The sequence below is a fragment of the Mobiluncus curtisii ATCC 43063 genome (genome assembly GCF_000196535.1).
Lineage (GTDB): Bacteria > Actinomycetota > Actinomycetes > Actinomycetales > Actinomycetaceae > Mobiluncus > Mobiluncus curtisii.
Genome location: NC_014246.1, coordinates 1,779,644 through 1,803,036, shown reverse-complemented (window position 1 = coordinate 1,803,036; position 23,393 = coordinate 1,779,644). Strand labels below are relative to the sequence as shown.

General features: G+C 53.4%; 17 protein-coding genes. 6 read left to right on the top strand and 11 right to left on the bottom strand.

Translation table 11 applies throughout. From position 1 onward, the window contains the following. Positions 1 to 3: 3 nt before the first annotated feature. Positions 4 to 708: a histidine phosphatase family protein gene (locus HMPREF0573_RS07810; RefSeq protein WP_041798176.1), complete on the bottom strand. Its 705-nt coding sequence runs from the start codon at positions 706 to 708 to the stop codon at positions 4 to 6. A gap of 341 nt (positions 709 to 1,049) precedes the next feature. Here HMPREF0573_RS07810 and yicI point away from each other — a divergent pair, with 341 nt between their 5' ends. From yicI to HMPREF0573_RS07790, 4 genes are read left to right on the top strand one after another with little or no spacing between them, the layout of a single operon-like run. Beyond that, positions 1,050 to 3,407, top strand: coding sequence for an alpha-xylosidase (yicI, locus tag HMPREF0573_RS07805; protein ID WP_013189498.1), 2,358 nt, complete (start codon positions 1,050 to 1,052; stop codon positions 3,405 to 3,407). A gap of 16 nt (positions 3,408 to 3,423) precedes the next feature. Next, positions 3,424 to 4,659: an ABC transporter substrate-binding protein gene (locus HMPREF0573_RS07800; protein WP_013189497.1), complete on the top strand. Its 1,236-nt coding sequence runs from the start codon at positions 3,424 to 3,426 to the stop codon at positions 4,657 to 4,659. Positions 4,660 to 4,673: 14 nt separating this feature from the next. Then, a complete protein-coding gene (locus tag HMPREF0573_RS07795) occupies positions 4,674 to 5,603 on the top strand; it encodes a carbohydrate ABC transporter permease (protein WP_013189496.1) in 930 nt (309 codons plus the stop codon). Next, complete coding sequence (locus tag HMPREF0573_RS07790) at positions 5,600 to 6,448, top strand: carbohydrate ABC transporter permease (protein WP_013189495.1); 849 nt, start codon at positions 5,600 to 5,602, stop codon at positions 6,446 to 6,448. The genes HMPREF0573_RS07795 and HMPREF0573_RS07790 overlap by 4 nt, the downstream gene beginning before the upstream one ends. A gap of 14 nt (positions 6,449 to 6,462) precedes the next feature. On the opposite strand, the gene HMPREF0573_RS07785 is transcribed toward HMPREF0573_RS07790, so the two are convergent. From HMPREF0573_RS07785 to glgA, 7 genes are all read right to left on the bottom strand, one after another. Further along, positions 6,463 to 7,611: an ROK family protein gene (locus tag HMPREF0573_RS07785; RefSeq protein ID WP_013189494.1), complete on the bottom strand. Its 1,149-nt coding sequence runs from the start codon at positions 7,609 to 7,611 to the stop codon at positions 6,463 to 6,465. A gap of 51 nt (positions 7,612 to 7,662) precedes the next feature. Continuing rightward, entirely contained in the window at positions 7,663 to 8,982 is a 1,320-nt protein-coding gene (locus HMPREF0573_RS07780; protein WP_013189493.1) for a xylulokinase, read from the bottom strand. An 89-nt stretch (positions 8,983 to 9,071) separates the two neighbouring features. After that, complete coding sequence (gene xylA, locus HMPREF0573_RS07775; protein WP_013189492.1) at positions 9,072 to 10,238, bottom strand: xylose isomerase; 1,167 nt, start codon at positions 10,236 to 10,238, stop codon at positions 9,072 to 9,074. A 196-nt stretch (positions 10,239 to 10,434) separates the two neighbouring features. Next, positions 10,435 to 13,635: a bifunctional [glutamine synthetase] adenylyltransferase/[glutamine synthetase]-adenylyl-L-tyrosine phosphorylase gene (locus HMPREF0573_RS07770; RefSeq protein WP_013189491.1), complete on the bottom strand. Its 3,201-nt coding sequence runs from the start codon at positions 13,633 to 13,635 to the stop codon at positions 10,435 to 10,437. Between the two features lie 55 nt (positions 13,636 to 13,690). After that, positions 13,691 to 15,034 (bottom strand): glutamine synthetase family protein, encoded by a 1,344-nt coding sequence (locus tag HMPREF0573_RS07765; RefSeq protein WP_013189490.1) that lies wholly within the window; start codon positions 15,032 to 15,034, stop codon positions 13,691 to 13,693. Positions 15,035 to 15,094: 60 nt separating this feature from the next. Beyond that, positions 15,095 to 15,883, bottom strand: coding sequence for an ABC transporter ATP-binding protein (locus HMPREF0573_RS07760; protein WP_013189489.1), 789 nt, complete (start codon positions 15,881 to 15,883; stop codon positions 15,095 to 15,097). Positions 15,884 to 15,919: 36 nt separating this feature from the next. Continuing rightward, positions 15,920 to 17,149: a glycogen synthase gene (glgA, locus tag HMPREF0573_RS07755; RefSeq protein ID WP_013189488.1), complete on the bottom strand. Its 1,230-nt coding sequence runs from the start codon at positions 17,147 to 17,149 to the stop codon at positions 15,920 to 15,922. 166 nt (positions 17,150 to 17,315) lie between these two features. Here glgA and glgC point away from each other — a divergent pair, with 166 nt between their 5' ends. Both glgC and serB read left to right on the top strand, forming a co-directional pair. Then, on the top strand, positions 17,316 to 18,554 hold the full coding sequence (gene glgC, locus HMPREF0573_RS07750) for a glucose-1-phosphate adenylyltransferase (RefSeq protein ID WP_004010729.1): 1,239 nt from the start codon (positions 17,316 to 17,318) through the stop codon (positions 18,552 to 18,554). Between the two features lie 3 nt (positions 18,555 to 18,557). After that, positions 18,558 to 19,478, top strand: coding sequence for a phosphoserine phosphatase SerB (gene serB / locus HMPREF0573_RS07745; RefSeq protein WP_004010730.1), 921 nt, complete (start codon positions 18,558 to 18,560; stop codon positions 19,476 to 19,478). A gap of 52 nt (positions 19,479 to 19,530) precedes the next feature. Here the strand turns inward: serB and HMPREF0573_RS07740 are convergent, their stop codons facing one another. From HMPREF0573_RS07740 to HMPREF0573_RS07730, 3 genes are read right to left on the bottom strand one after another with little or no spacing between them, the layout of a single operon-like run. After that, positions 19,531 to 20,670, bottom strand: a complete 1,140-nt coding sequence (locus HMPREF0573_RS07740) for a cell division protein FtsQ/DivIB (protein ID WP_004010731.1) — start codon at positions 20,668 to 20,670, stop codon at positions 19,531 to 19,533. Next, positions 20,667 to 22,166, bottom strand: coding sequence for a UDP-N-acetylmuramate--L-alanine ligase (murC, locus tag HMPREF0573_RS07735; RefSeq protein ID WP_013189487.1), 1,500 nt, complete (start codon positions 22,164 to 22,166; stop codon positions 20,667 to 20,669). The genes HMPREF0573_RS07740 and murC overlap by 4 nt, the downstream gene beginning before the upstream one ends. 2 nt (positions 22,167 to 22,168) lie before the next feature. Then, complete coding sequence (locus HMPREF0573_RS07730; RefSeq protein ID WP_013189486.1) at positions 22,169 to 23,341, bottom strand: UDP-N-acetylglucosamine--N-acetylmuramyl-(pentapeptide) pyrophosphoryl-undecaprenol N-acetylglucosamine transferase; 1,173 nt, start codon at positions 23,339 to 23,341, stop codon at positions 22,169 to 22,171. Positions 23,342 to 23,393 lie beyond the last annotated feature (52 nt).

Sequence of the window (23,393 nt, the reverse complement as noted above, 5' to 3'; positions counted from 1 at the left end):
GGCTCAGCTAAGCAACACGGATTCCAGATGTTCGCGGGCTTCTTTGGAGGTGCGGGGTTTACCTCCGGGCACCACCGGCCAATCTTCCAGATGCCGATCGGACCACAGTTCGGCTTTCCAGCCGGCAGTCGGGCTGCCAGTCGCCAACGTGAGGGAACAATTTTGGCAGGGGAACTGCGCCAACAAGTCAAGGGTCAATCCCTCAATCCGGTTTGCGCCCCACACGCGCATAATTGCGCCGTGAATGACGACCGCTACGGTCGCTTCCGGATCATCCTCCAATCCCGCACACAGCCGCGCAATCCCCCGGTCGAAACGCGCTAAAGTTTCGGCACCAGATTCCGCTCCGGGCATCCGTCGCTCCAGGTCGCCAGTCACCCAACCGATAGCGGTATCGAGGTATTCTCGGGTGTCTTCGAGGGTCGTAGACATTTCCAGCGCGCCGGCTCGAACCTCACGCAAATCCGGATCTACCTGCACAGGAATATTGAAAGCCTGTGCCAACGGCTCGGCAGTTTGGCGTGTTCGGAGGATGAAAGAGCAAGCCAAACGCTGCGGAGCCGACCCCACTAACTTGTGAAATTTATCAACCAAAGCCACCGCCTGTTCGCGCCCCGTGGCATTCAGGGGACGCCCCGGCCAAGCCGTGTCCAAAGCCCCCGAGAGGTTCGAGTCAGTTTCCCCATGACGAATCAATACCAGTCGCAACGTTATTCCTTTCTGTGCCCATCCCACCTTAGCGCGTTTTCTCGCCTCAAGCTTATTTTGCTAAGTGACAGTTATTTGCTTACAGAAAGCGGTATCAGCATTTGATTCACTCACGAGGGACGGCAGACGACCGGAGCAAAAATTGAAAATGCTCATCCTCATGAAACCCGAATCTCATGCACACGGACAGTTTTTCCGCATGATTCCAGCACTATAGTATTTTGTTTTAAGTGTTGACTTAATTGCTTTGGTTGAAGTAAGCTGACACAGACGAGTTCGAGTATCCGGCTTCCAACGAAGCAGCCGAATACATTCAATACATTTCCTCACCGGGAGAAACTATGAAGTTCACAGATGGGTATTGGTTAAACCGTAAAGGATGGACGGTGTTTCATCCGCGCCAGATTGTGGGAGTGAAAGTTTCAGGTAGCACTGCAACAGCGGTCGCTTCCACCAAAATATTGAAAAAACGCGGAGACGAATTAGACTCTGCACAACTGACTGTCAATCTGACCCCAGTAGCAGATGGGGTTATCAAGGTTCAACTAGTACATCACCGAGGGTATTTAGACCCTAGCCCAAACTTTGAGCTAAACAACGAAAATATCGGGAATATTGAAATAGATGAAGAGCATGTCCGAGCTTCGGTTACGGCAGGAGATTTGCGGGCGGAAATTTCTGGTCCAGACGATTACAACCTCATTTTTACCAGTCCTGACCATGAACTTACTCGCTCAAAGTTACGCTGCGAGGGCATTGCGATTTCCCCGACTGGCGAAAAGTACCTCCATGAACAGCTAGTAATTCAGCCTGGAGAATCCGTTTACGGTCTTGGTGAACGTTTCGGACCAGTAGTGAAAAATGGTCAAGTCGTAGATATGTGGAACGCAGACGCAGGCACAGCTTCGGAACAAACTTATATAAATGTTCCGTTTTACTTAACGAATCGTGGTTACGGAATTTTTGTAAATCATCCTGAAAAAGTTTCTTTTGAAGTTGGCTCAGAAGTTAACACGCGCGTTCAATTCTCAGTGCCAGGAGAATTTTTGGAGTACTACGTTATCTACGGTCCAAGCCCTAAAGAAATCTTGAATCGCTACACAAAACTAACCGGTCGTCCCCCCCAGCTTCCCGCTTGGTCTTACGGACTATGGCTATCTACCTCGTTCACCACAGATTATTCAGAAGAGACGGTTAACAGCTTCATCGATCAGATGGAGAAACTTAACATCCCACTCTCGGTGATGCACTTCGACTGCTACTGGATGCGCCCCTCGCACTGGTGCGATTTCACATGGGACCCTGAAAAGTTCTCAGACCCGCAAGGTATGCTGCGTAGACTGCACGATCGTGGTATCAGAGTCTGTGTTTGGATTAACCCCTACGTTGGTCAGCAGGGAGAAATTTGGCAAGAAGGGAAGGACAAGGGATATTTCCTAAAAAATATCGACGGCTCGGTGCGCCAGTGGGATCATTGGCAATCTGGCATGTCTTGGGTAGACTTCACTAATCCTGAAGCTAAGCAATGGTACAAAGAACATCTGATTACTTTGCTGAACCAAGGAGTAGATTGTTTCAAAACCGATTTTGGCGAGCGGGTCCCTACGGACGTAGTTTGGCATAACGGCGCTAATCCCGAACGGATGCACAACTATTACACTCATCTCTACAACCAAACTGTTTTTGAGGCCATCAAAGAGGTTCGCGGATCTGAGGAAGCCATCGTGTTTGCGAGATCCGGTACCGCAGGTGGACAGCAATTCCCAGTGCATTGGGGCGGGGATAGCGAGCCGACTTTTGAGTCTATGGGCGAGACTCTCCGCGGTGGTCTATCACTAGGATTGAGCGGCTACGGGTATTGGAGTCACGATATGGGCGGATTCGAAGGAAAACCAAATCCGAACGTGTTCATTAGGTGGTTACCTTTCGGTTTATTGTCATCACACTCTAGGCTACACGGCTCATCCTCTTACCGCGTACCTTGGATCTACGGGGATGCAGCAATCAGAGCGGCACAGCGGTTCACCGCATTGAAGAATCGTCTCATGCCCTATCTCATAACAACCGCGAGAGAAACGAGCAGAACCGGAACTCCAATGTTGCGCCACATGATTCTGGAGCATCCCGAAGACAGAGGTTCTGCCAACGTTGATACCCAGTACTATTTGGGTGACAAAATCTTAGTTGCCCCTGTTTTTACCGATGAAGGAACTGTTCAGTACTACTTGCCGACTACGAGTTGGACTAACCTTCTGGATGGCACTCGGAAAGACCAGATTGGATGGCAGACTGAAAACCATGAGCTGGATTCCCTTCCGGTCATGATCCCAGATGGTACGGTGCTTCCTATAGGCGCTAACTCAAAACGACCAGACTACGACTGGAGCGAAGGTGTCTGTCTTTACATTTTCAATCCCCTACCCGGCGAGACTCCGATTACAGTACCCGGTCCGGACGGCGATGAATTATTCCGCATTCTTCGCCAAGGTTCAGAAATTGAAATCCTCAGCCAATCCAATAAAACCTGGTCTGTTTGTGTTGTCACCAGCCGGAAGGTTGAGGTAAGCAATGGTCAGGTAACTGATGAGATTTTCTGTCCAGAAATTGTTAGTGGTACGAGAATCTTGCCACAAACAAAGACGGATGCCGACAATAAACGTCTAATAACATTCCGATACGTTGAAACAACAAATAACTAATACGAAGGAGATAACTATGAAAGTCAGGATGAATAAGAGGGCTATTGCCCTAGCCGCCGCTGCTCTAGTAGCTATGAGCGGCACCCTAACTGCTTGTGGCTCAGCAGGAGGCTCCAACAGCAGCTCAGGGGAAATTGAAGTCTGGGATTATGAGGGTCAGGGAGTTTCCAATGAAGCGATGGAAGCAGCGGTTAAAGCCTTTGAATCTGAAAATCCCGGTTTAAAGATTAAGCGCACTTCATTTGCTTTTGGAGACTTATCTAAATCCATTGTCCAGGGCGGCGTCGGAGGAGAAGTTCCTGATGTAGCTATTATCGACAACGTGGACAACCAAAATTTTGCTTCTTTGGGTCTGCTCCAAGACATTACCTCGGAAGCCGCTTCACTCAAGAACGATTACTTTGAAGGACCATGGAGTTCTACGCAACTCGATGGCAAGACATTTGGGCTTCCGATGAACTCAAATAACCTAGCTTTGTTCTACAACAAGACTATGTTTGCCGAAGCCGGTATCACAGAGCCACCAAGCACTTGGGAGGAACTGGCAGCCACTTCCAAAAAGCTTGCGACTGACGGTAAAGCAGGTTTGGCAATCTCGGGCGTTAAGAATGAGCAAGGTACCTTCCAGGTGCTGCCGTTTGTCTGGCAGGCTGGTGGTGATATTGACAACTACGCGAAGTACGGTGGACAAGCCTTGAGCTTCCTGAAAAGGATGATTGACGATGGCGCTATGTCCTCAGCCGTGGCTAACTACTCTCAGGAAGACGCCCGTACCCAGTTCACTACCGGACAAACGGCAATGATGGTAAATGGTCCATGGGAGATTTCCAACATGAAAGATGTCGACTTTGAATGGGGCGTAGCTCCTCTGCCAAAGGGACAGCGTGCTGCGACCGGTCTGGGCGGCGAAAACATTGTGGCTTTCGCGAGTGCCAAGAACCCAGAAGGAGCACTGAAATTCGTGAAGTGGATGACCTCTCAGAAGGGCGTTCAGACATTCTGTGATATTTCAGGACAACTTTCCCCCCGCCCGGATCTATCCGGAAAGTTGAAGCTGTCGACCGATGCGAATATGCAAGTCTTTGAAAAACAAATGCAAGACACACACGCACGTTCTTACGGTGAGAACTACAACAAGATTTCCGAGGCCATTCAGCTTTCCATCCAGGAAGCCTTAACTGGAGCTAAGAGCCCTGAACAAGCCGCTAAAGATGCCGAAGCCACTATTTCTAAACTATTACCCAAGAAATAGCCTAAGAGGTGACCATGGCAGCGGAAGTATCCAACAAGACAAACGGAAAAATTAAGAAAAAGCAAAGCAGCCAACTACGTCTCGGACTGCTCCTAGCGGCACCTGCCCTGATTTATATCCTAATATTCATGGCGTTTCCCCTTTTCTACAATTTTTTTCTGAGTCTCACAGAAGCAAATGGCGCGAACCTTATTACCAGAACATTCACGTTTAATAATTTCAAGAACTACACTACAGTTCTGCATGATCATGAATTCTGGAACGGTCTGGTTCTATCGTTAATTTTCACCATTGCCTGTTTGGTATCTCAATACGTCATAGGATTTGCCTTGGCGCTATTTTTTAGGAGACCATTTCCCGGCAACGGTGTTATGCGAGCCTTGCTACTTGTCGGTTGGATACTTCCGCCCGTGGTTACTGGCACCATATTTAAATGGATATTTGATTCCGATTACGGCATTTTGAATTATGTCCTCATAAATATGGGGGTAATTAACGAAGGTATTAAATGGTTAACAGTGGGTCCCACCGCGCTTTTAGCTATCATTATTGCAAATCTTTGGGTCGGAATTCCCTTCAATCTTTTACTTTTACTCTCCGGACTTCATACTATTGATGATTCCCTTTATGAAGCCGCCCACGTAGATGGGGCAAATCCTTGGCAGCAATTCTGGAAGATTACCTTCCCTCTGATGAAACCAGTCTCTATTTCTGTCTTATTGCTTGGGGTAATTAACACATACAAGGTCTTTGACCTAATCTATACCATGACCAAAGGAGGTCCGGTAGATGCCACATCTACACTACCCGTTTACACCTATCTTGAGACATACAAGCTCTTCCAGTTCGGTAACGGAGCTGCAGCATCAGTTCTCACACTGATACTACCTTTAGTTCTCTCCTGGTTCTATGTACGCTCCCTAAATGAGGAGGATTTACGATGAATATTGTTCGTTTATCCAACCAGACGAAAATGAATATTTTCAAGTCAGCGATTGGCTGGCTTATAATCGTCATCTACCTCTTCCCTGTTTATTGGATGATAAATACTTCATTTAAGACAGGCAAGGAGATGTTTGCCAATCCACCAACACTCATTCCGCATGACTTTTACATCGGATCGTATAAAGCAGTTTTTACAGGGAATTACGGTACGTGGAACGCGTTGCTTAATTCAATAGTCATTTCAGTTTCTGTACTTTTATTGACCCTTGTTATCGCTATTCCATCATCTTACGCTGTTGCGAGATTACGGACTCGCACGACCACATCAATGATGGTTATGTTAACAGTAGTACAATTACTGCCAGCTATCGCCATATCAATTCCTATGTTCGTAATGTTCCGACAAGTCGGGTTGGTAAACACATACGTATCGGTCATTTTGGCGGATATTTCCGTAACTTTACCTTTTGCTGTCATTTTGCTGAGACCGTACTTTAAACAGTTCCCTTATGAAGTAGAAGAAGCAGCACAGCTGGATGGTTTAAACACTTTACAAACCATCATGAGAATTGTCATGCCAACGATTAAACCTGGGTTAGTCATGATTGGATCATTCTCTTTCCTCATGGCTTGGGGTGAATTTACCTTTGCGCTAACTTTAACAACAAATCAGAACATTCAACCGCTAACAGTAGCACTGAATAGGATTATTGGCCAATATGGAACAAACTGGAATGATTTAATGGCGGTTGCAACAATTATTGCTTTACCAGTTCTTCTTATCTTTATATTCCTACAGCGTTACATTGTTGCAGGTTTAGCAGGAGGAGCCACTAAAGGATAAAGTTCTAATAAACTTTATTTATCTACGGCTCGGAATTTCCCGAAATGTGTAGGGGCATCTAGGAGCGCTTGGAATCCTTGGATAGCGGCCCCCCGCACAGCGGGCATTTCATAGGCAGAGCCAGTAATTTGCAGAGAACGTTGCTCATCTGCAATAGTGTGTAAACGCATCAGTCGTTTCACTTCTTCGCTGTAGTCTGCAAACAAGTTGGTCACATCGCCACCGATGATGATGAGGGACACGTCCAGAATGTTTGTCAATGCAGCTAATGCCATGCCCAGTGCTCTTGCCGACTCAACCAAAGCAGCATTATCGCCACTCCTAATCTCCAACGCCTGTCTGCCAACATACCGCTCTAAGCAGCCCTGTGCTCCGCATTTACATTGAATCCCGCGCGGATCAATTGTTAGGTGACCAATCTCCCCTACCCAACCATGACGACCCAAATAAAGCTGCCTATTCTCTATAACCGCAGCGCCTACACCAACACCACCGGAAATATAGGCAAATGTATCAAGACCGGAAGGGCATCCGGGACGTTTCCACGTATGAGCCAAAGCTGCCATATTTGCCTCGTTGTGTACTTCAATCGACTTGACCGAGAACTGAATGACACGATTCACTTGTTGACACACGTCAACGTTAGTCCAGTCGAGGTTCGGAGCATAGATGACGCTGCCGTTGTCACTATCAACAAGACCAGGCACTGACACCGTCACAGCAAAAATCACGGCTCTGCTGGAGAGATTGGAAACAAACAGGTTCAGCTCGTTACCTACCAGAGAAAATACTTCCTCCGAAGATAAGGCAGGCACATCAAGTTCAAATTGTTTCCGAAACAGTTCCTCTCCTCCGAGGCCTAGTCCCATCATGCGAATCCAGGAAACCCCAATATCCACGCCCAGAGAGACTAAATTATTATTTCCCACTAGGACCCTACCCGGTCGCCCCGGACCGCCTGTCATGACGGGTGGCAGCTCATGAAGTAATCCCAAGGAAACCAGCTGATCAGAAAGGCGCGTCGCGGTAGCTCTGGTGATTTGCACCTTGGAGGCAATTGCGGCACGAGTAATCGCTTCATCTGAGTCAGCGTAAAGAACTTCATGTAGCACTCGTCTCAGGTTCATTACACGCTGGGTAGAAACAGAGACGAACTCTTGCATAACGCTCCTTACGGATGTGTAACCCCACGGAAACCAAAATCCCAAACAGCGTTATCTTATCAAGTCACCAGCCTGTTTGGCCGCTCCTAATGCCACATACTCTCCTCGCGGCGCTACCTCGATGTCTATTCCGAGTTTAACGGGCAATATCTCAGTTACGGCAGGGGACTTTGCCCCGCCACCAATAAGGGTGGCTTTGTTAATCTCCACACCACATCCTTGAATGGCTTGTAGGGCATAATCAATGAGTCCCACTAGCCCCTCCACAGCGGCTCGCGCCAAGTGGGCAGGGTCATAGTTGTGCAGGGTCATTCCTCGTATTTCCGCGGTAGCATCAGGCAAATTCGGAGTGCGTTCGCCTTGAAAATAGGGAATCATCTGTAACCCGTCCGTATCCGAAACCTGCAACGCCAGCTGGTCAAAAGTAGACAGGTCTACCCCCAAGAGAGCTGCAGTTTTGTCCATAACTTGAGTTCCATTCAACGTACAGGTCAATGGCAGCCAATTACCTGTGGCATCCATAAATCCGGTAACCGAACCGGACTTATCAATAACCGGCTTATCCGAAACTACTGAAACCACGCAAGAGGTTCCAATGGAAATAGCAGCCTCGCCAACACGCAAGCCCAAGCCCAGAGCCGCGCCCGCGTTGTCCCCGCACCCCGGAGCTATTTTCGTTCCTGCCCGCAACCCAATCTCTGGAATGTCACGTGCAACTACACCGCCTACGCCTTGCGGGGGAACGACTTTAGGCAAGACAAGGTGACGAGCTTCTCGCTCGGGAATTCGCAAAGCGTGCGAAAGTAAATCATACCGATACTCACCAGTACGAGCATCTAAATATGCCGTACCCGAAGCATCGGATCTATCCGTAAAGAGAGCATGTATATTTGCGATGCCTTGTATCCTCCAAGATAACCAATCATGAGGTAGGCAAATCGCCGCAACCCGCGACCAAGATTGGGGCTCCTGATCGACTAACCATCTCAACTTTGTAATGGTCAACGAGGCGACCGGTGCGCAGCCAGAGGATTCAACCCAGAAATCTAATCCATTTTCTTCCACTAGTTGGTTAGCGGCAGCGGCTGAACGGGTATCGTTCCACAGTAACGCATCACGCACAACAGTCCCGTTTTGATCTAAAGTGACCAAACCATGCTGTTGAGCTCCTACACTTATCGCTTCTACATCGACTAGCCCCCCAGCTTGTTGAGCTGCGGAGATAAAGGCTTCCCACCAACGTTCCGGATTGACGGAAGTTCCTTCCGGGTGAGACGCACTTCCCTGCCGGAGAACCTGTTGACTCTCAGTGTCCCAAATCAATACCTTGGTGGATTGCGTTGAAGAATCCACACCAGCTACAACGGCCATATTCTCTCCTAAGCCCTCACCACTATGAAAAATCCTGTAGTGATTCTCACATGGGGGACAAGCAGACGATTCGATTTAGATATTAGACCCTATCCCACAAGGTGACGCATAGCCTGTTGGTACAGCTCTACAAAGTGATATTCACGTTGCGATGCCTGTTCCGGGTTAACGGTAGGGCTGTTCATAAATTCCGCGTAAGTTTCACCCTCGTTCATGGTAGGTTTGCACAGCTCCAACACGGAAGCTGCTTCCATAAGTTCCTTAGTAAGTGGATCCGCGCGGAATGCGAGAGCTTTTTCCTTAAGCATTAGATACATTTCCATGTTCGCCGCCGCGGAAGCCCAAACACCTTCAAATCCCTCAGTCCGAGAGGGCTTATAATCAAAATGAATTGGACCTTCATAACGATTTCCGCCTCCGGGGAACCCATTGACCAGCAAATCCACTGTGAAGAAAGCAGATGCCAAGTCTCCGTGACCGAAGCATTTATCCTGGTCATATTTCAGCCCAGATTGCCCGTTCAAATCAATGTGGAAAAGCTTTCCAGCATTCAGCGCTTGTGCCAAAGCGTGGTTATAGTTCAGATTAGCCATTTGTTCATGACCTGTTTCTGGGTTCAGACCCACGACGTCCCCATTTTCCAGCTCAGCAATTAATGCCAGAGCATGACCAACTGAGGGCAGGAAGATGTCACCGCGAGGTTCATTTGGCTTGGGTTCCAGTCCGATGCGCAAGTTGTAGCCTTTTTCTTTAATGTAGCCCGCAACAGCATCTAAGCCTTCCTTGTACCGTTCAAAAGCGGCGTTAAGATCCTTGGAGGAATCGTACTCGGCACCTTCGCGACCTCCCCACATAACGAAAGTCGAGGCGCCCATTTCCGCAGCCAAGTCAACGTTTTTCAGAATTTTCTTGAGGCCGAAGCGACGAATTTCCCGGTCATTGTTCGTCAACCCTCCGTCCTTAAAAATAGGATGAGTAAATGTGTTGGTCGTAACCATTTCAATAACTAATCCTGCCCCGTCGCAGGCTTCTTTAAATCTCTTTATGGTATCTTGACGCTGTTGTTCACTTGCTGCAAAATCGAACACATCGTTATCGTGAAAAGTCACACCCCAGGCACCTAGCTCGGCGAGCTTTTCGGCATATTCCCAAGGATCCAATGCTTCACGTGTGGCTACCCCAAACGGGTCCACACCCTGCCAACCAACTGTCCAAATACCGAAGGAAAATTTATCTTCTTTGCATGGCTTACGCATTTTTAGTGCTCCTTTACACTTGTGGCGTGAATTATCAACGTTTTATGCGTTCTATTGACTGTGTCTGGCATAGACTCAAGCCTACACATTTTGTTCAATCTTAAAACTAACACCACTACTGCATCGCGTCAAGGGTTCCAGGCTCAATATTTGACGCAAAATAGCAGCAGTTTCTGGATTGAAATCCCCAGAGATTTCAGGAGTAAAAAATCTGTTCCACTACTCCGCGCGCCAGGCGCGCGGCGCGCATCCAGTCATCGGTTAAGTCTTGGTGCGTGCCCTCTGGGTAGCCCAACAGCGCCGCGGTGGTCACCAATAGGCGATCGACTGGCAACACATCGAGTTTTTTCCCGGTAGTCCGCCCTGAGCCCAACACGTTCGCTGCCCGAATAGACATTGCCATCATCCATGCAGTGCGCAAGATTTCCGCGTCCGAGGCAGGAATCAGCCCCGCGCTCACCGCTGCTCGCAGGGCGTCGCCGGTGGACACGCAGCGCAACCCGGGCACGGTGTGGGCATGACACATTTGCAATAATTGTACCGACCATTCCACGTCGGATAGTCCCCCCGGCCCCAGCTTAACGTGGCGTACTGCCGCCCCGGTCTTGCCCGCACCGGACACCTGACCGCCACCAATCCGTTCCGACTCCATCCGGGCTTTTAACCGGCGAATCTCTTTCAGTTCTTTATCCTCCGGCGGGGTGTCGAACCGCACCGGATCTACAATCTCGGCAAAATCTGTGCGCAAAGTCGATGAACCCACCACGGGACGCGCCCGCAGCAGGGCTTGACGCTCCCAAGCGCTAGCCCAGCGCGCATAATAATCCTTCAGCAAATCTAAGTCCTTGGACACAGCCCCGGAACGACCTTCGGGACGTAAATCAGTATCGACGCGCCAAGCACCGGCTTGGGACCCGCTCAAGATTGAACTGACGGTATTGACCAGGCTGGTCGCTTCCATCACGGCACGCTTGCGAATTTCTGACGTGGCAGAGTCTGCCTCTGTCCCCACTACCGGCAAATCCGCCGGCGTTGCCCGCAAATATCCCCCTGCCGGATTGCCCGGCTCCTGCCACGGACGATAGTAAAACACCACGTCAGCATCAGAAGGGTAACCAGATTCACCACCGCCAAATCGACCCATCCCCACTATTAAGTGGTCCGCATAATATCCAGCGGACGCTAAAGCGCGCGTCGCAGGACTCGCAAGCGCAACCTGCGCGGACGGTGGCTCCCCACCGCCCTTGTGACCAGGTGCAGTCGGAGGCAGCTGCGCTTTGAGCTTCCGTAATGCCAGGTCGAAAGCCCCCGCGAGGACGGCTTCACCCACGTCAGTTAAACGCTGGGCGGTTCGCAGCGGGTCAATGCCTTGCAGCACGTCCACCATAGCTGCCCGCAACAGTTCCCGTCCGCGCACTGCCCGCAGCCGCGCGGCTTGCTTGTCCAAATCCGGTTGGCGCTCAAAAGTAGCCAGGATTTCGCGCTCGAGTTCCTCGCGTGTACGCCCGCGTAACTGAGACTCGTCATCAAGCCACTTAATAGCGTCTGGATTAGCGGGCAACAGACCCGCCACCAAAGGCGAAGACGACAGCAACCGGGTCAAACTCCGGGCAGCGGTACCCGAATCACGCAGCAAACCAAGATACCAATGCGTATCCCCCAAGGCATCGGACACTTGCCGGAAAGCCAACAAACCGCCATCAGGATCCACCCCATCAGCAAGCCAATCCAGCAGCACCGGCAAGAGCTGGCGTTGAATCGCCGCCCGCCGACTCATTCCAGAAGTCAAAGCTTCAATATGTTCCAAAGCGCGCTTGGGGTCGCGGTAACCGATAGCTTGCAACCGGGATTGCGCGGCAACACTGTCCAAAGCCGCTACCCCCGCTGACAGTTTCGCCATCGCAGGCAGCAACGGGCGGTAGTAAATCTCCTCGTGCAGTCCCCGAACCTTGTGCCGCACTTCCTGCCAAGCCTGAGTCAGTTTCGCCCCCTCAGAAAACCGCGTCACATCAATAGAGCGCGCGACCCTCCGCAGCTGAGCATCCTGGGGAAACAGGTGCGTGCGGCGCATTCGGTCCAGCTGGGTGCGATGCTCAATGACCCGCAGGAACCGGTAATAGTCAGCCATTTCTTCGCCCTGGTCGCGACCTATGTAGCCTCCAGCAATGAGGGCTTGTAAAGCGTCCAAGGTTCCGCGCACCCGCAGGCTCTCATCGACCCTGCCATGCACCAGCTGCAACAGCTGTACCGTAAACTCCACATCACGCAGCCCCCCGGCGCCGAGTTTAATTTCCCGGCCTGCCTTTTTCGGATCCAGCAGCTTTTCTACCCGCCGCCGCATAGCTCGGGTATCTTCCACGAAACCTTCGCGTTCTACCGCGGACCACACAAAAGGACGGATGGTGCTCAGGTAACGGGCGCCCAGTTCCCGGTCCCCTGCTGCCGGGCGAGCCTTCAGCAGTGCCTGAAATTCCCAAGTCTTTGCCCAACGCTGGTAATAATCCAGGTGAGATTCCAGATTACGCACCAGCGCGCCATCCTTGCCCTCGGGACGCAGCGCGGCATCCAAAATCCACAGTGCCGGTTCCGGTCCAGTCGCAGAACAATAGGAACCGAGCGCCTGCGCCATCGCGGTGGCACGCCGATTTACCTCGGCGGGGTCCAGGTCGGCATCCTCCTGGGCTTGCCCCACATAAATAACATCGACGTCGGAAATATAGTTCAGCTCCCGCGCCCCGGTCTTTCCCATTGCCACCACGCTAAAAGCAATCAGACCCTCCGGGTCATGATCGCGGCGAGCTAATGCCAGACTCGCCTCTAGCGCGGCATCGACCAGGTCGCTGATGCGCCGGGAAGTCGCTTGAAACTCAGCCTTGGCGGCTGTTTCTCCCGCGTGAGCCAGGTCCTCCGCAGCCAGTTGCGCCAGCAGCGCGTAGTAAACCCGCCGCAGTTCCAAGTCGTGAGCTTGCGGGTCAGCGACCCAGCACGGGTTTTTGACCGTACCCAGATTCTTTGCCCCTACCGCGCGGAGCAGCCGTGCCGAGTAGGTCTCCGGTTCAGGCTCCTGTTCCAGGAGTTCAAGGGCTGCCGGGTGCGTCGCCAGGTAACTGGCAAAGAATTCAGACGCCCCCAACAGCTGCAATGTGCGGTTTCCAATTTGGCGCACACTCAGCGTCTCGGTAATGCCCGACGGGTGGGCGGCATCCTCAGAAAAAATTCGATCCAAACCCAACAGCACCAGGTCAGGGTCCGCTGTCTGACCGAGATTCTCGATGAGTTGCGGGATGTCCACCTGGGGAGCTGCCTGCGTGATGGCAGTCAACCGGGTCTTGGCACGCTCGACGTCTTCCACCCCGGAGGTTAGCAGCGCCACCGTCTCGGAATACTCTCGAGCCATTCTCTCCCTTTCAGCCCCACAGTCCCCACCGCCGCGGGGGAACCATTGGCATGGACTAATGCAAATGCAGCAACAAGCGTTTCTCTTGTTCCGTCACCTGGTGGCGGTACTCGGTCCATTCCGCCAGCCGCGTGCGCAACACGTAATCAAAGACTTCTTCACCCAGGACCGCCGGCACCAACTCGGAATCTTGCAGATAGCAAATCGCGTCTTCCAAAGAACGCGGCAGAGTCTCGATGCCGTAGGCTTTCCGTTCCGCATCGCTCATCTCCCACACGTTGTCCTCGGCTTCTTCGGGCAGTTCCATGCGCTGCTCAATTCCTTTTAGCCCCGCTTCGATAATCAGGGCAAACCCCAGGTATGGGTTCATCGCGGGGTCGGGAGCACGGTACTCGACCCTGGTGTAAGTGTGCAGACCTGGCTTGTGATCTGCCACACGTATCAGAGCGGAAGGATTATGGTGCCCCCAGCAGACGAAAGCTGGCGCCTCATCCCCGCCCCACAGTCGCTTATACGAGTTCACATGCTGATTGACAATGGCAGAGATTTCCTTGGCATAGTGCAGCAGACCGGCGGTGAACTGGCGTCCCACAATGGACAGATGGTCAGCGGCGGCGGGATCATAAAACGCATTTTGGTCGCCCTCCCACAGCGAAAAATGCACGTGCATCCCGTTACCGGGAAAATCAATATCCGGTTTAGGCATAAACGTCGCCAGCAGACCTTTGACTTCTGCCAGGTCCTCTACCGCTTCACGCGTAGTCACCAGATTATCCGCACAAGACAGGGCATCGACGGAACGCAAGTCGATTTCGTTTTGTCCGGGACCCCCCTCGTGATGGGAAAACTCAACCGAAATGCCGCACTCTTCCAGCATCCGCACTGCCCACCGACGAAAGGCGTTGCCCGGACCTGCAGAAACGTGATCGAAGTAACCGCCCTGGTCCACCGGGCGCAGGCGCTCCTCCAAACTGCCGGGCTGTTTGAACAGGTAAAACTCGATTTCGGGATGCGCGTAGGGCACGAATCCCAGCGCTTGAGCCCGTTTCATGGTGCGTTCCAGCACGTAGCGAGGGTCGGAATGCGAACGGGTCCCGTCCGGGTTGTACACGTCACAGAACATCCTCCCGATAGTGTCCTCCGAGATGTCCGCGAGCTGGGGCATAATCTGAAACGTTGTGGCATCGGGGAACAGCAACATATCTGATTCCGCCACGCGGGTGAAACCTTCCACGGAAGAGCCGTCAAAAGCCACTCCTTCTGTAAAGGCTCGTTCCAGTTCTACCGGCGCAATCGTGACAGATTTCAAGACACCCAACACATCGGTGAACATGAGACGCACATATTTCACGTCGCGTTCCCCCACCTGCCGAATCACGTCTTCTTGGCGAGAATCCACGGTTTTCTCCCTTTCAATAGTGTGTTCCGGGGTTTTCCCGGATGCTCAAAGTGTCCTGGTCTAAGACTTCATTCTGGCGGTGTAGCGCCCCTGCTCCGTGTGCGTTATCTCCAGTTCAAGACCATACATGGCGCTCATAGTGGAGCTGGTCAGCACGTTTTCAAGGGGACCGGCGGCAAACACGCGGCCTTCCTTAAGTGCTAGCGCGTGGGTAAACCCGGGGGGGATTTCCTCCAAGTGATGCGTAACCATGACCATGACCGGGCTTTTCGGGTCGCGCGCCAATTCCGCCAGACCGCTCAGCAACAGTTCGCGCCCGCCCAGGTCGAGGGCAGCTGCCGGTTCGTCCAAAATCAGCATTTCCGGGTCTATCATGAGGGCTCGAGCCACCAAAACGCGCTGTTTCTCGCCTTGGCTCAAGGTGGCAAAGTCGCGGTCTTTCAAATCTGCCACCTCAAACATGCTCATCAGAGCTTGGGCACGTTGCACGTCCACCGTTTCGTAGCTCTCCCGCCAGGATGCCGTCATCCCCCAAATCGCGGATAGTACGGTCTTTTCTACGGTTTCCTGCGGGGGAATCTGACCGGCGAGAGCCGGGGAGGCGTATCCCACCCGCTGACGAATCTCCGCAATCTCGGTTTTCCCTAATACTTCGTCCAGGATTTCCACCCGCCCTCGCGAGGGGTAAATCCGCCCCGCCAGCATATCCACCAAGGTGGTCTTTCCTGCCCCGTTGGGTCCCAGCACCACCCAGTGCTGTCCCAGGTGAATCCGCCAATTGACGTTATGCAAAATAGAGGTGCGATTACGCCACAATTCAACGTTGTCACACCGGGCGACCAAAGTCATACTGTTCTTTCCTATCCGTGGCTGGAGGGCTTTAGGTTAATTGTGACGCTGGGCAATGACTTTTTCATACAGTGCCATAGTTTTTTCCCCAATTGCCTCCCAAGTGAAGTGTTCTTGGGCGCGCTTACGACCCGCCTGTCCCATCTCCCGGGCGCGTTCGGGATGAGTCAGCATCTCAGTAATCCGCTGCGCCATCGCGCACTCGAATTCTTCAGGATGCAGGGGCTTGCCCGTACCGTCATTGACCTGTTCAATGGGTACCAAAAAGCCGGTTTCCCCATCAACAACCACATCGGGAATACCCCCGGTATCGGTAGCGACCACGGGCAAGCCGCAAGCCATCGCCTCTAGGTTCACTATTCCCAGCGGCTCGTAAATCGAGGGAGTCACAAACAAGGTCGAGCCGGTCAACAGGGCAATCATGTGGGCGCGGTCCAGCATGTCCGCAATCCACACTACTCCCGGACGCTCCCGCTGCAGGTCATGCACCAGGCTTTCAACCTCCGCCATAATCTCTGGGGTGTCGGGCGCTCCCGCGCACAAAACGATTTGGGCGTCACACGGTACGTCGCGCAGCGCCCGCAACAGGTAAGGCAGACCCTTTTGTCGAGTAATACGCCCGACGAAAGCTATCGTGAGGGCATCTTCGTTCAGACCATAGTCCGCCCAGACTCGACTGCGGAATTCGGGAGTGATATTAGAGAAATCCCAGGTCGTCAGGTCAATGCCATTGTGGATGACATGGACTCGATCAGGCTCGACAGCGGGATAGCAACGCAAAATGTCGTCTTTCATAGCGTGAGACACTGCCACGATGGCGTCTGCGGCTTCGTAAGCCGTTTTTTCTGCCCAGGAAGAGATCCGGTATCCCCCGCCGAGTTGTTCAGCTTTCCACGGACGCAACGGTTCCAGGGAATGGGCGGAAATAACATGCGGAATGTCATACATCAAAGAAGCCCAATGCCCGCCCATATTTGCGTACCAAGTATGGGAATGCACCACGTCAGCCCCGGCTGCATCAGTCACAAATTCTAGGTCCACACCCAAAGTGCGGATGGCAGCGTTCGCGTCTGCCAACCCTTCCAGATAGTCGTAGCCGGTGACCCCCGGCTCGCCGCCTTCCGTGCCGGGGGTGCGAGGTCCCTCAAAACAGTGCACCCTCACTTCTGCCCGCTGCCGCAAGACCTTGGCGAGTTCGGTAACGTGAACTCCAGCTCCCCCGTAGACTTTCGGAGGATATTCCCGACTCATCAAATCAACCCGCATGGCAACCTCGCTTTAACACAAATCGACCCAGTACAACTCGGTCCGTAGTATCCCCGGAAAACCCCTGAGTGGCGAACCGCGACTGCACCTCTAACCTATCCCATTTGCGCGTAAAAAAACCTGAGAAATACCACACAAAAGCTAAAAAATCTCCTAGAGTTAATGCATGGCACAACCGAAAGTTTTGACAATTATTCTCGCTGGCGGCGAGGGCAAACGCCTGATGCCTCTCACTGAAGACCGCGCCAAGCCCGCGGTGCCTTTCGGCGGTCACTACCGACTGATTGACTTCGCGTTGTCAAACGTGGTGAACTCCGGCTATCACCGGGTTATCGTCCTGACCCAATACAAGTCACATTCCTTAGACCGACACATCGCTACGGCCTGGCATATGTCGAACATTCTGGGCAACTATGTGGCACCTGTACCAGCTCAGCAACGCACCGGGAAACACTGGTACATGGGGTCAGCAGACGCAATTTTTCAATCTGAAAACATCATCAGTGACGAACGCCCTGATTACGTGCTGATTATCGGGGCTGACAACATCTACCGGATGGACTTCTCACAGATGGTGGAGGAACACATCGAGTCTGGACTGCCCGCCACGGTGGCAGGCATTCGGCAGCCTCTGCAAATGGCATCTTCCTTTGGAGTCATTGAAGCCGACGAAGCCGGGAAAATCACTGCTTTCCGGGAAAAACCCCACGATGCGGTCGGGCTGCCCGATGCACCCAATCAAGTCCTCGCCTCCATGGGTAACTACGTATTCAACACTGATGCCCTGCTCGAGGCACTGCAGCGAGACTCTCAAAATGACGACTCAAATCACGATATGGGTGGGGACATAGTGCCATATTTTGTCTCTCGCGGGGAAGCCCACTGCTACGACTTTATCCGCAACGATATCCCCGGTTCGACCGAACGGGACCGGGACTATTGGCGTGACGTCGGTACTATTGACGCCTATTACGAAGCGTCAATGGACCTCATTGCGGTCCACCCCATTTTTAACCTGTATAACCCGAAGTGGCCGATTATGACGACGGTGGACGGCGAACTGCCCCCCGCCAAATTCGTCTACGGGGATGATTCCCGCATGGGACATGCCATTGACTCTTTTGTCTCCAGCGGCACGATTATTTCTGGGGCTCTGTGTGTCCACTCAATCATTTCCCCCGGAGTTCGTATGAATTCCTGGTCCGAAGTGACTGACTCGGTCTTGATGAACGGCGTGGTACTGGCGCGGCATGCAAAAGTCGACCGTGCTATCTTGGACAAGAACGTTTACGTTGGTGAGGGCGTCACTATTGGCGTTGACCTCGAACAAGACCGGGCGCGCGGCTTCCTGGTGACTGATTCCGGGATTACGGTCGTCCCCAAAGGCACTCGGGTCGAGCAGTAGCCCATGGCTGAACTCTCGCTGCCCCTGCGTTTTACCTGCGTGTGGGAAAAAGACACTGCGGATATAGCCCCGGAGGCGTTTCTGTCCGCGGTGCTGCACGCTACCGGACTGAACCCCGCCGCGCCACCAGTCCGTTCCTCGTCAGAGGAACTTAATCGAGTATCTCTGGAAGTTCCCGCCGCACCATCTACCTCTCGGGAACAGAGAGCGGCGTGGACCCGCGCTATTGAAATTGAACTGGATTCACCGCAACTCGCTGTAGCGATAACGTCTGGAGAAATGGCGTTACGAGGTCCTGCCCTTGTAGTTTTGGACGGGGATTCTACGTTGTTTACCGGGGAAGGCATCGACCTAGTGGCTGCCCACGCCGGGACACAGGCAGAAGTCGCTTCCATCACTGCTGCCGCAATGCGCGGAGAACTCGACTTTGCCCAGTCCCTGCGGCGTCGCATGGGAACATTACGGGGTCTATCGGTCAGTGTCTTGGATCAAGTGCGCCAGGATTATCATTTTTCACCGGGAGCGACACAGATGGTGTCGGCTTTTCATCACCACGGCGTAAAAGTCGGGGTGGTGTCCGGCGGGTTCATGGAACTGGTGGAACCACCCGCAACGCAAATCGGGCTGGACTTCGTTAAGGCCAACCGGTTCGAGGTGGCAAACGGTCAGCTCACCGGTGCCCCTGAGGGAGACATTGTGACCGCCGAAACTAAGGAAACTTGTCTGCGTTCGTGGGCAGCCGAGCTAGGTATAGGTCTCAATCGCTGCGTAGCGATGGGAGACGGCGCCAATGACCTGAAAATGGTTTGCGCCGCTGGATTGGGGGTCGCCTACCAAGCCAAACCTGCCCTGCAAGCCGCTGCTGATGTGCGTCTCTCGTGGTCTAACCTCGCGGTACTAGCGGCGCTCACTCTCCCGAGCTGACTCAATCCGGTTCTCGCGAAAGTTGTTTGTCTGAGCAGCTCCACGTTCGCATTCAGCGGGTTGAAGGGCGCTCCGGGTTGGAAACGTCGACCACTTTCACGTCCTGCACCGTGAACAAAAGCTTAGCTACCTGGGCTTTTTCCACCGAGTCACGCGAATTACCCCAAATTAAACTGCGCCCGTCACGCAACTTAAACTGCAGCTGAGCCGGATCGTCGGAAGTCACCGCGGCAATCATAGATCGCAGTTCCTGGGGCATATCCCCAAAGGCAATTAAAGCTGCATCTACCAGCTTGCGAGTTTGCCCGCCGAGCTTCTCCATATCGACATCCAGCTGCGGCAGTCCCGCCACATCGCCAGGGGCAATCTCCAACACCACTCCGGATCGATCAACACCCACGACCTTGCCATTTTGCCGCACGGTAGCCACCGGAACACGCTCCACAACGTGAATGTTCAAACCGTGCAGCCAAGCCGGTGAAACTTTCGCGTCCTTCAGGGCACTAACTTCCTGCAGCACCGTTTTTGCCACACCTGCCGTCGCCAGACTGGTGATAGAGCGTCCCTCGAAACGTTGAGTAGCTTGGCAAATCTGGCCAATGTCTACATTGCGAGTGCCCGTGACATGGCATTTGGAGAGCTGGTAGGCGAATAGTGGCGAAAAAAACAGCACATACAAAACAATCAGGATTCCCAGCAGCACCCCTATCAGTCCGGAAACCCGCAGTCGTAGCCGGTGACGGCGAATAAATTCTTGTTCCTCTAACCGATCCAACAGCGTGTTATCTACGCTTGCCACCCGCAGCGAATCCCAGGGGGAACTTGCCTCAAAACGAGCCCCCTCAGCGGAGGTTGCCTTTGGATTGCGTTTATGCTGAGAAACTTTTTGGGCAGCTTTCACCGCCTCTCGGTTTGCCTTCGCAGCCCGCTTTTGCGCTTTCTTAGTAGCTTTTTTTTCGTCGCGTTCCTGTTTGTTGAGTTGCGCCGGAGTCGGCTTTTTTGATTTTGCTTCGGAAGCAGAAGTTCCGGGGTTCGCCGTATCGGTCGCGGTGGCGCGCTCACGAGGGCGGGACGGAGCGTCCTTGCCGAGGTCAACGCTTTTGGGGTCAACTACGGGTCGCCGGGATCGCCCCCGACGAGAGCCACGACCCTCTGCGGGCTTCCCCAGGGTGGGACGAGAAGGTGGTTTCACGCCTGGCTCGCTTTCGCCTGAGTCGCTTGTTCCACCGATGCATAGTCATGTCCTGCGGCAATAGCGTGACCGACGTGAGTGATGGAGCCAGCCCCCAAGAACAACAGAAAATCGCCGGGACGAGCAGCCCGGAACGCGTGCAGTCCCGCCGCGTACATATCCGCTACATAGGTTCCCTTCCCGAGATGCTCGGTGATGATATTGCCATTCACACCGGGAATCGGCGCTTCGCGAGCAGCATATACCGAGCATACGGTCAAGTCATCCACCGTAGCAAAAACGCGGGCGAAAGCATCGACGTTATGGTAGGTTCGAGAATACAGATGCGGCTGGAAGCACACCAGCAGTCTGCCCTTACCTGCCAGGTCACGAGCCGCCTGCAAGGTAGCAGCAATCTCGGTGGGATGGTGTCCATAATCGTCATAGATACGTACCCCATCGCGTTCTCCAACCGGCTGCATCCGGCGGTCAGCTCCCGAAAAAGTCCTTAACGCCGCGATGAACTGGGGCAAGTCAACCCCCAGGACATAGGCAGCCCCCAGGGCCCCACCCGCATTCAACAGCATGTGTTGACCGCCGATACGCAAGTTCAACTGCCCATGAAACACCTGCTGTCCAGCATCGGTGATAGTAACTTGGCATTGACCTCGACCCGGTCCCAGTTCCGGTTCGTGCAACTGCACTACGACATCTCCAGCCAGGGGGACCCCGAAACCATAGGAAATAACCCGTGGACCGTCAGCGCCGCCTCGCTCTGAAACCTGCTCAGCGAGCCTTTTGACCCCGGCATCATCGGCACACAGCACCAACGCCCCACCCTTGCGCAGTCGACCGGTAAAGTCCACGAACGCCTGCTCAAACGCTGCCGAGCTGCCCCAGTGATCGAGGTGATCCGGCTCAATGTTGGTGATGACTTCCACCGCGGGTGAATAATTCAGGAAAGATCCATCGGATTCATCAGCCTCGATGACAAAGGCGGAACCTGATCCCAAACGTGCTCCCGTCCCCAAATCGGCGATAATTCCCCCGATAGCAAAGGACGGATCCGCGCCAATGTCCAGCAGGGCGTGAGCCATCATGGATGAAGTGCTGGTCTTGCCATGCGCCCCAGCCACCGCCACCAGCTCGTGAGAACGAGTACAAAAGTCCAGGGCTTGAGAACGATGCCAGATTTCTAAGCCCAGAGCCTTGGCGCGGGCAGCTTCGGGGTTATCCTCATGTATCGCTGAAGTCACCACCACGATGGCATTAGCGGGAACCTGTTCCTCCCGGTGTCCCACGTAAACATTGATACCCGCCTCGCGCAGTTGTCCCAAGGTATCAGCTGGCACCTGGTCGGAACCGGACACCTGATACCCCAGGTCATGCAGCAATAGCGCGAGGACACTCATGCCCGCCCCGCCGATACCAATCAGATAAAATTCCTGGTCAGAGGGGACCTCGTGGGCAGCAGTGACGTTGGACAGATTCGTGGAACTGTCTTTAAATTCGTGCATGTTTAGACCTCCTCGGATTTTCCGGATGTTTCACGCCAGACTGTCAGGATGAGATCGCAGAGATTTTCTGCCCCGCGCGTGGTACCGACCTGGGCTGCCGCCGCGCGCATGGTGGCGTTTTGCTCGGGGTCTAGCAGACGTAGCAGCAGTTCGGCAGCGGTAGACTCAGTTAGTTTCTTTTGATCGAGCAAGAACGCTCCCTCGGCTTCCACTACCCCGCGCGCGTTCAGAGCCTGTTCCCCATTGCCAATGGGTAGAGGCACGTAAAGAGTAGGAATCGCCAGGGCGGTATTTTCCGCGACAGTTGCCGCCCCCGCACGGCACACTACACAGTCAGCTAGCGCCAGACCATAGTGCATCTCGGTGAGATAGTCTCGCACCTGGTAACGCTGCTCCAGATGATGTTTCGTAACGAAATCCTGGACCGGACCGTCCTTACCTTTCCCGGTGAGGTGAATGACCTGGGCGGAAGGATTTTCCTGGAACACTCGCAAAAGCGCGTCGGGCAAGACTTCGTTGAGACGTTGCGCTCCCAGAGAGCCTCCGGTTATCAACACCGTGGGGTTCGAAGGCGGCAAACCAAAGAATTCGGCAGCTTCAGCACGTGCCGCGTCCCTGGTCAGGGGCATTTCCAGCTGATGAGCCAGTGCGAGGATGCTGGGTCGCAAGGGCAGACCGACCACGCGGGTCTCACCGTGTTTCGATTTCAGCCCGGTACCCTCAAAAGTCAGACCAACCCCAGCGGCGTAGCGTGATCCCACCCGATTGGCAAGCCCCGGCCTGGCATTTTGTTCATGAATGACGATGGGAATGCCCAGGCGTTTCGCGGCGAAATACACCGGAGTGGAAACGTAGCCACCAAAGCCCACCACCAGGCGTACCCCCCGTTTTTGGAAAGTATCGCGCAGCAACGCCACCACGCGACGCATCTTGACGGGCAAACGGACCAAATCCGAACTTGGACGACGCGGCATGGGCAAGCGGGGAATGGTCAACAGTTCGTAGCCGGCGGCAGGAACTAACTCACTTTCCAACCCTTCGGAAGTGCCCACGACCAGAGGATCGAAGTCGAATGTAGTGGACTTTAGTGCGGCAATAGTCGCCAGCAAAGGATTCACGTGTCCCGCGGTACCGCCGCCTGCGAAAACAATGACCGGTCTCGAGATGTCACTCACACCCTCAACTTTAGCGTGTTTTATCCAGAAACTTTTTCAGGGCACGGTTTAA

Excerpts from the sequence above, each read along its gene's own strand:
- yicI (WP_013189498.1), top strand. The coding sequence starts at position 1,050 with ATGAAGTTCACAGATGGGTATTGGTTAAACCGTAAAGGATGGACGGTG.
- HMPREF0573_RS07800 (WP_013189497.1), top strand. The coding sequence starts at position 3,424 with ATGAAAGTCAGGATGAATAAGAGGGCTATTGCCCTAGCCGCCGCTGCT.
- HMPREF0573_RS07795 (WP_013189496.1), top strand. The coding sequence starts at position 4,674 with ATGGCAGCGGAAGTATCCAACAAGACAAACGGAAAAATTAAGAAAAAG.
- HMPREF0573_RS07790 (WP_013189495.1), top strand. The coding sequence starts at position 5,600 with ATGAATATTGTTCGTTTATCCAACCAGACGAAAATGAATATTTTCAAG.
- HMPREF0573_RS07785 (WP_013189494.1), bottom strand. The coding sequence starts at position 7,611 with ATGCAAGAGTTCGTCTCTGTTTCTACCCAGCGTGTAATGAACCTGAGA.
- HMPREF0573_RS07780 (WP_013189493.1), bottom strand. The coding sequence starts at position 8,982 with ATGGCCGTTGTAGCTGGTGTGGATTCTTCAACGCAATCCACCAAGGTA.
- xylA (WP_013189492.1), bottom strand. The coding sequence starts at position 10,238 with ATGCGTAAGCCATGCAAAGAAGATAAATTTTCCTTCGGTATTTGGACA.
- HMPREF0573_RS07770 (WP_013189491.1), bottom strand. The coding sequence starts at position 13,635 with ATGGCTCGAGAGTATTCCGAGACGGTGGCGCTGCTAACCTCCGGGGTG.
- HMPREF0573_RS07760 (WP_013189489.1), bottom strand. The coding sequence starts at position 15,883 with ATGACTTTGGTCGCCCGGTGTGACAACGTTGAATTGTGGCGTAATCGC.
- glgA (WP_013189488.1), bottom strand. The coding sequence starts at position 17,149 with ATGCGGGTTGATTTGATGAGTCGGGAATATCCTCCGAAAGTCTACGGG.
- glgC (WP_004010729.1), top strand. The coding sequence starts at position 17,316 with ATGGCACAACCGAAAGTTTTGACAATTATTCTCGCTGGCGGCGAGGGC.
- serB (WP_004010730.1), top strand. The coding sequence starts at position 18,558 with ATGGCTGAACTCTCGCTGCCCCTGCGTTTTACCTGCGTGTGGGAAAAA.
- murC (WP_013189487.1), bottom strand. The coding sequence starts at position 22,166 with ATGCACGAATTTAAAGACAGTTCCACGAATCTGTCCAACGTCACTGCT.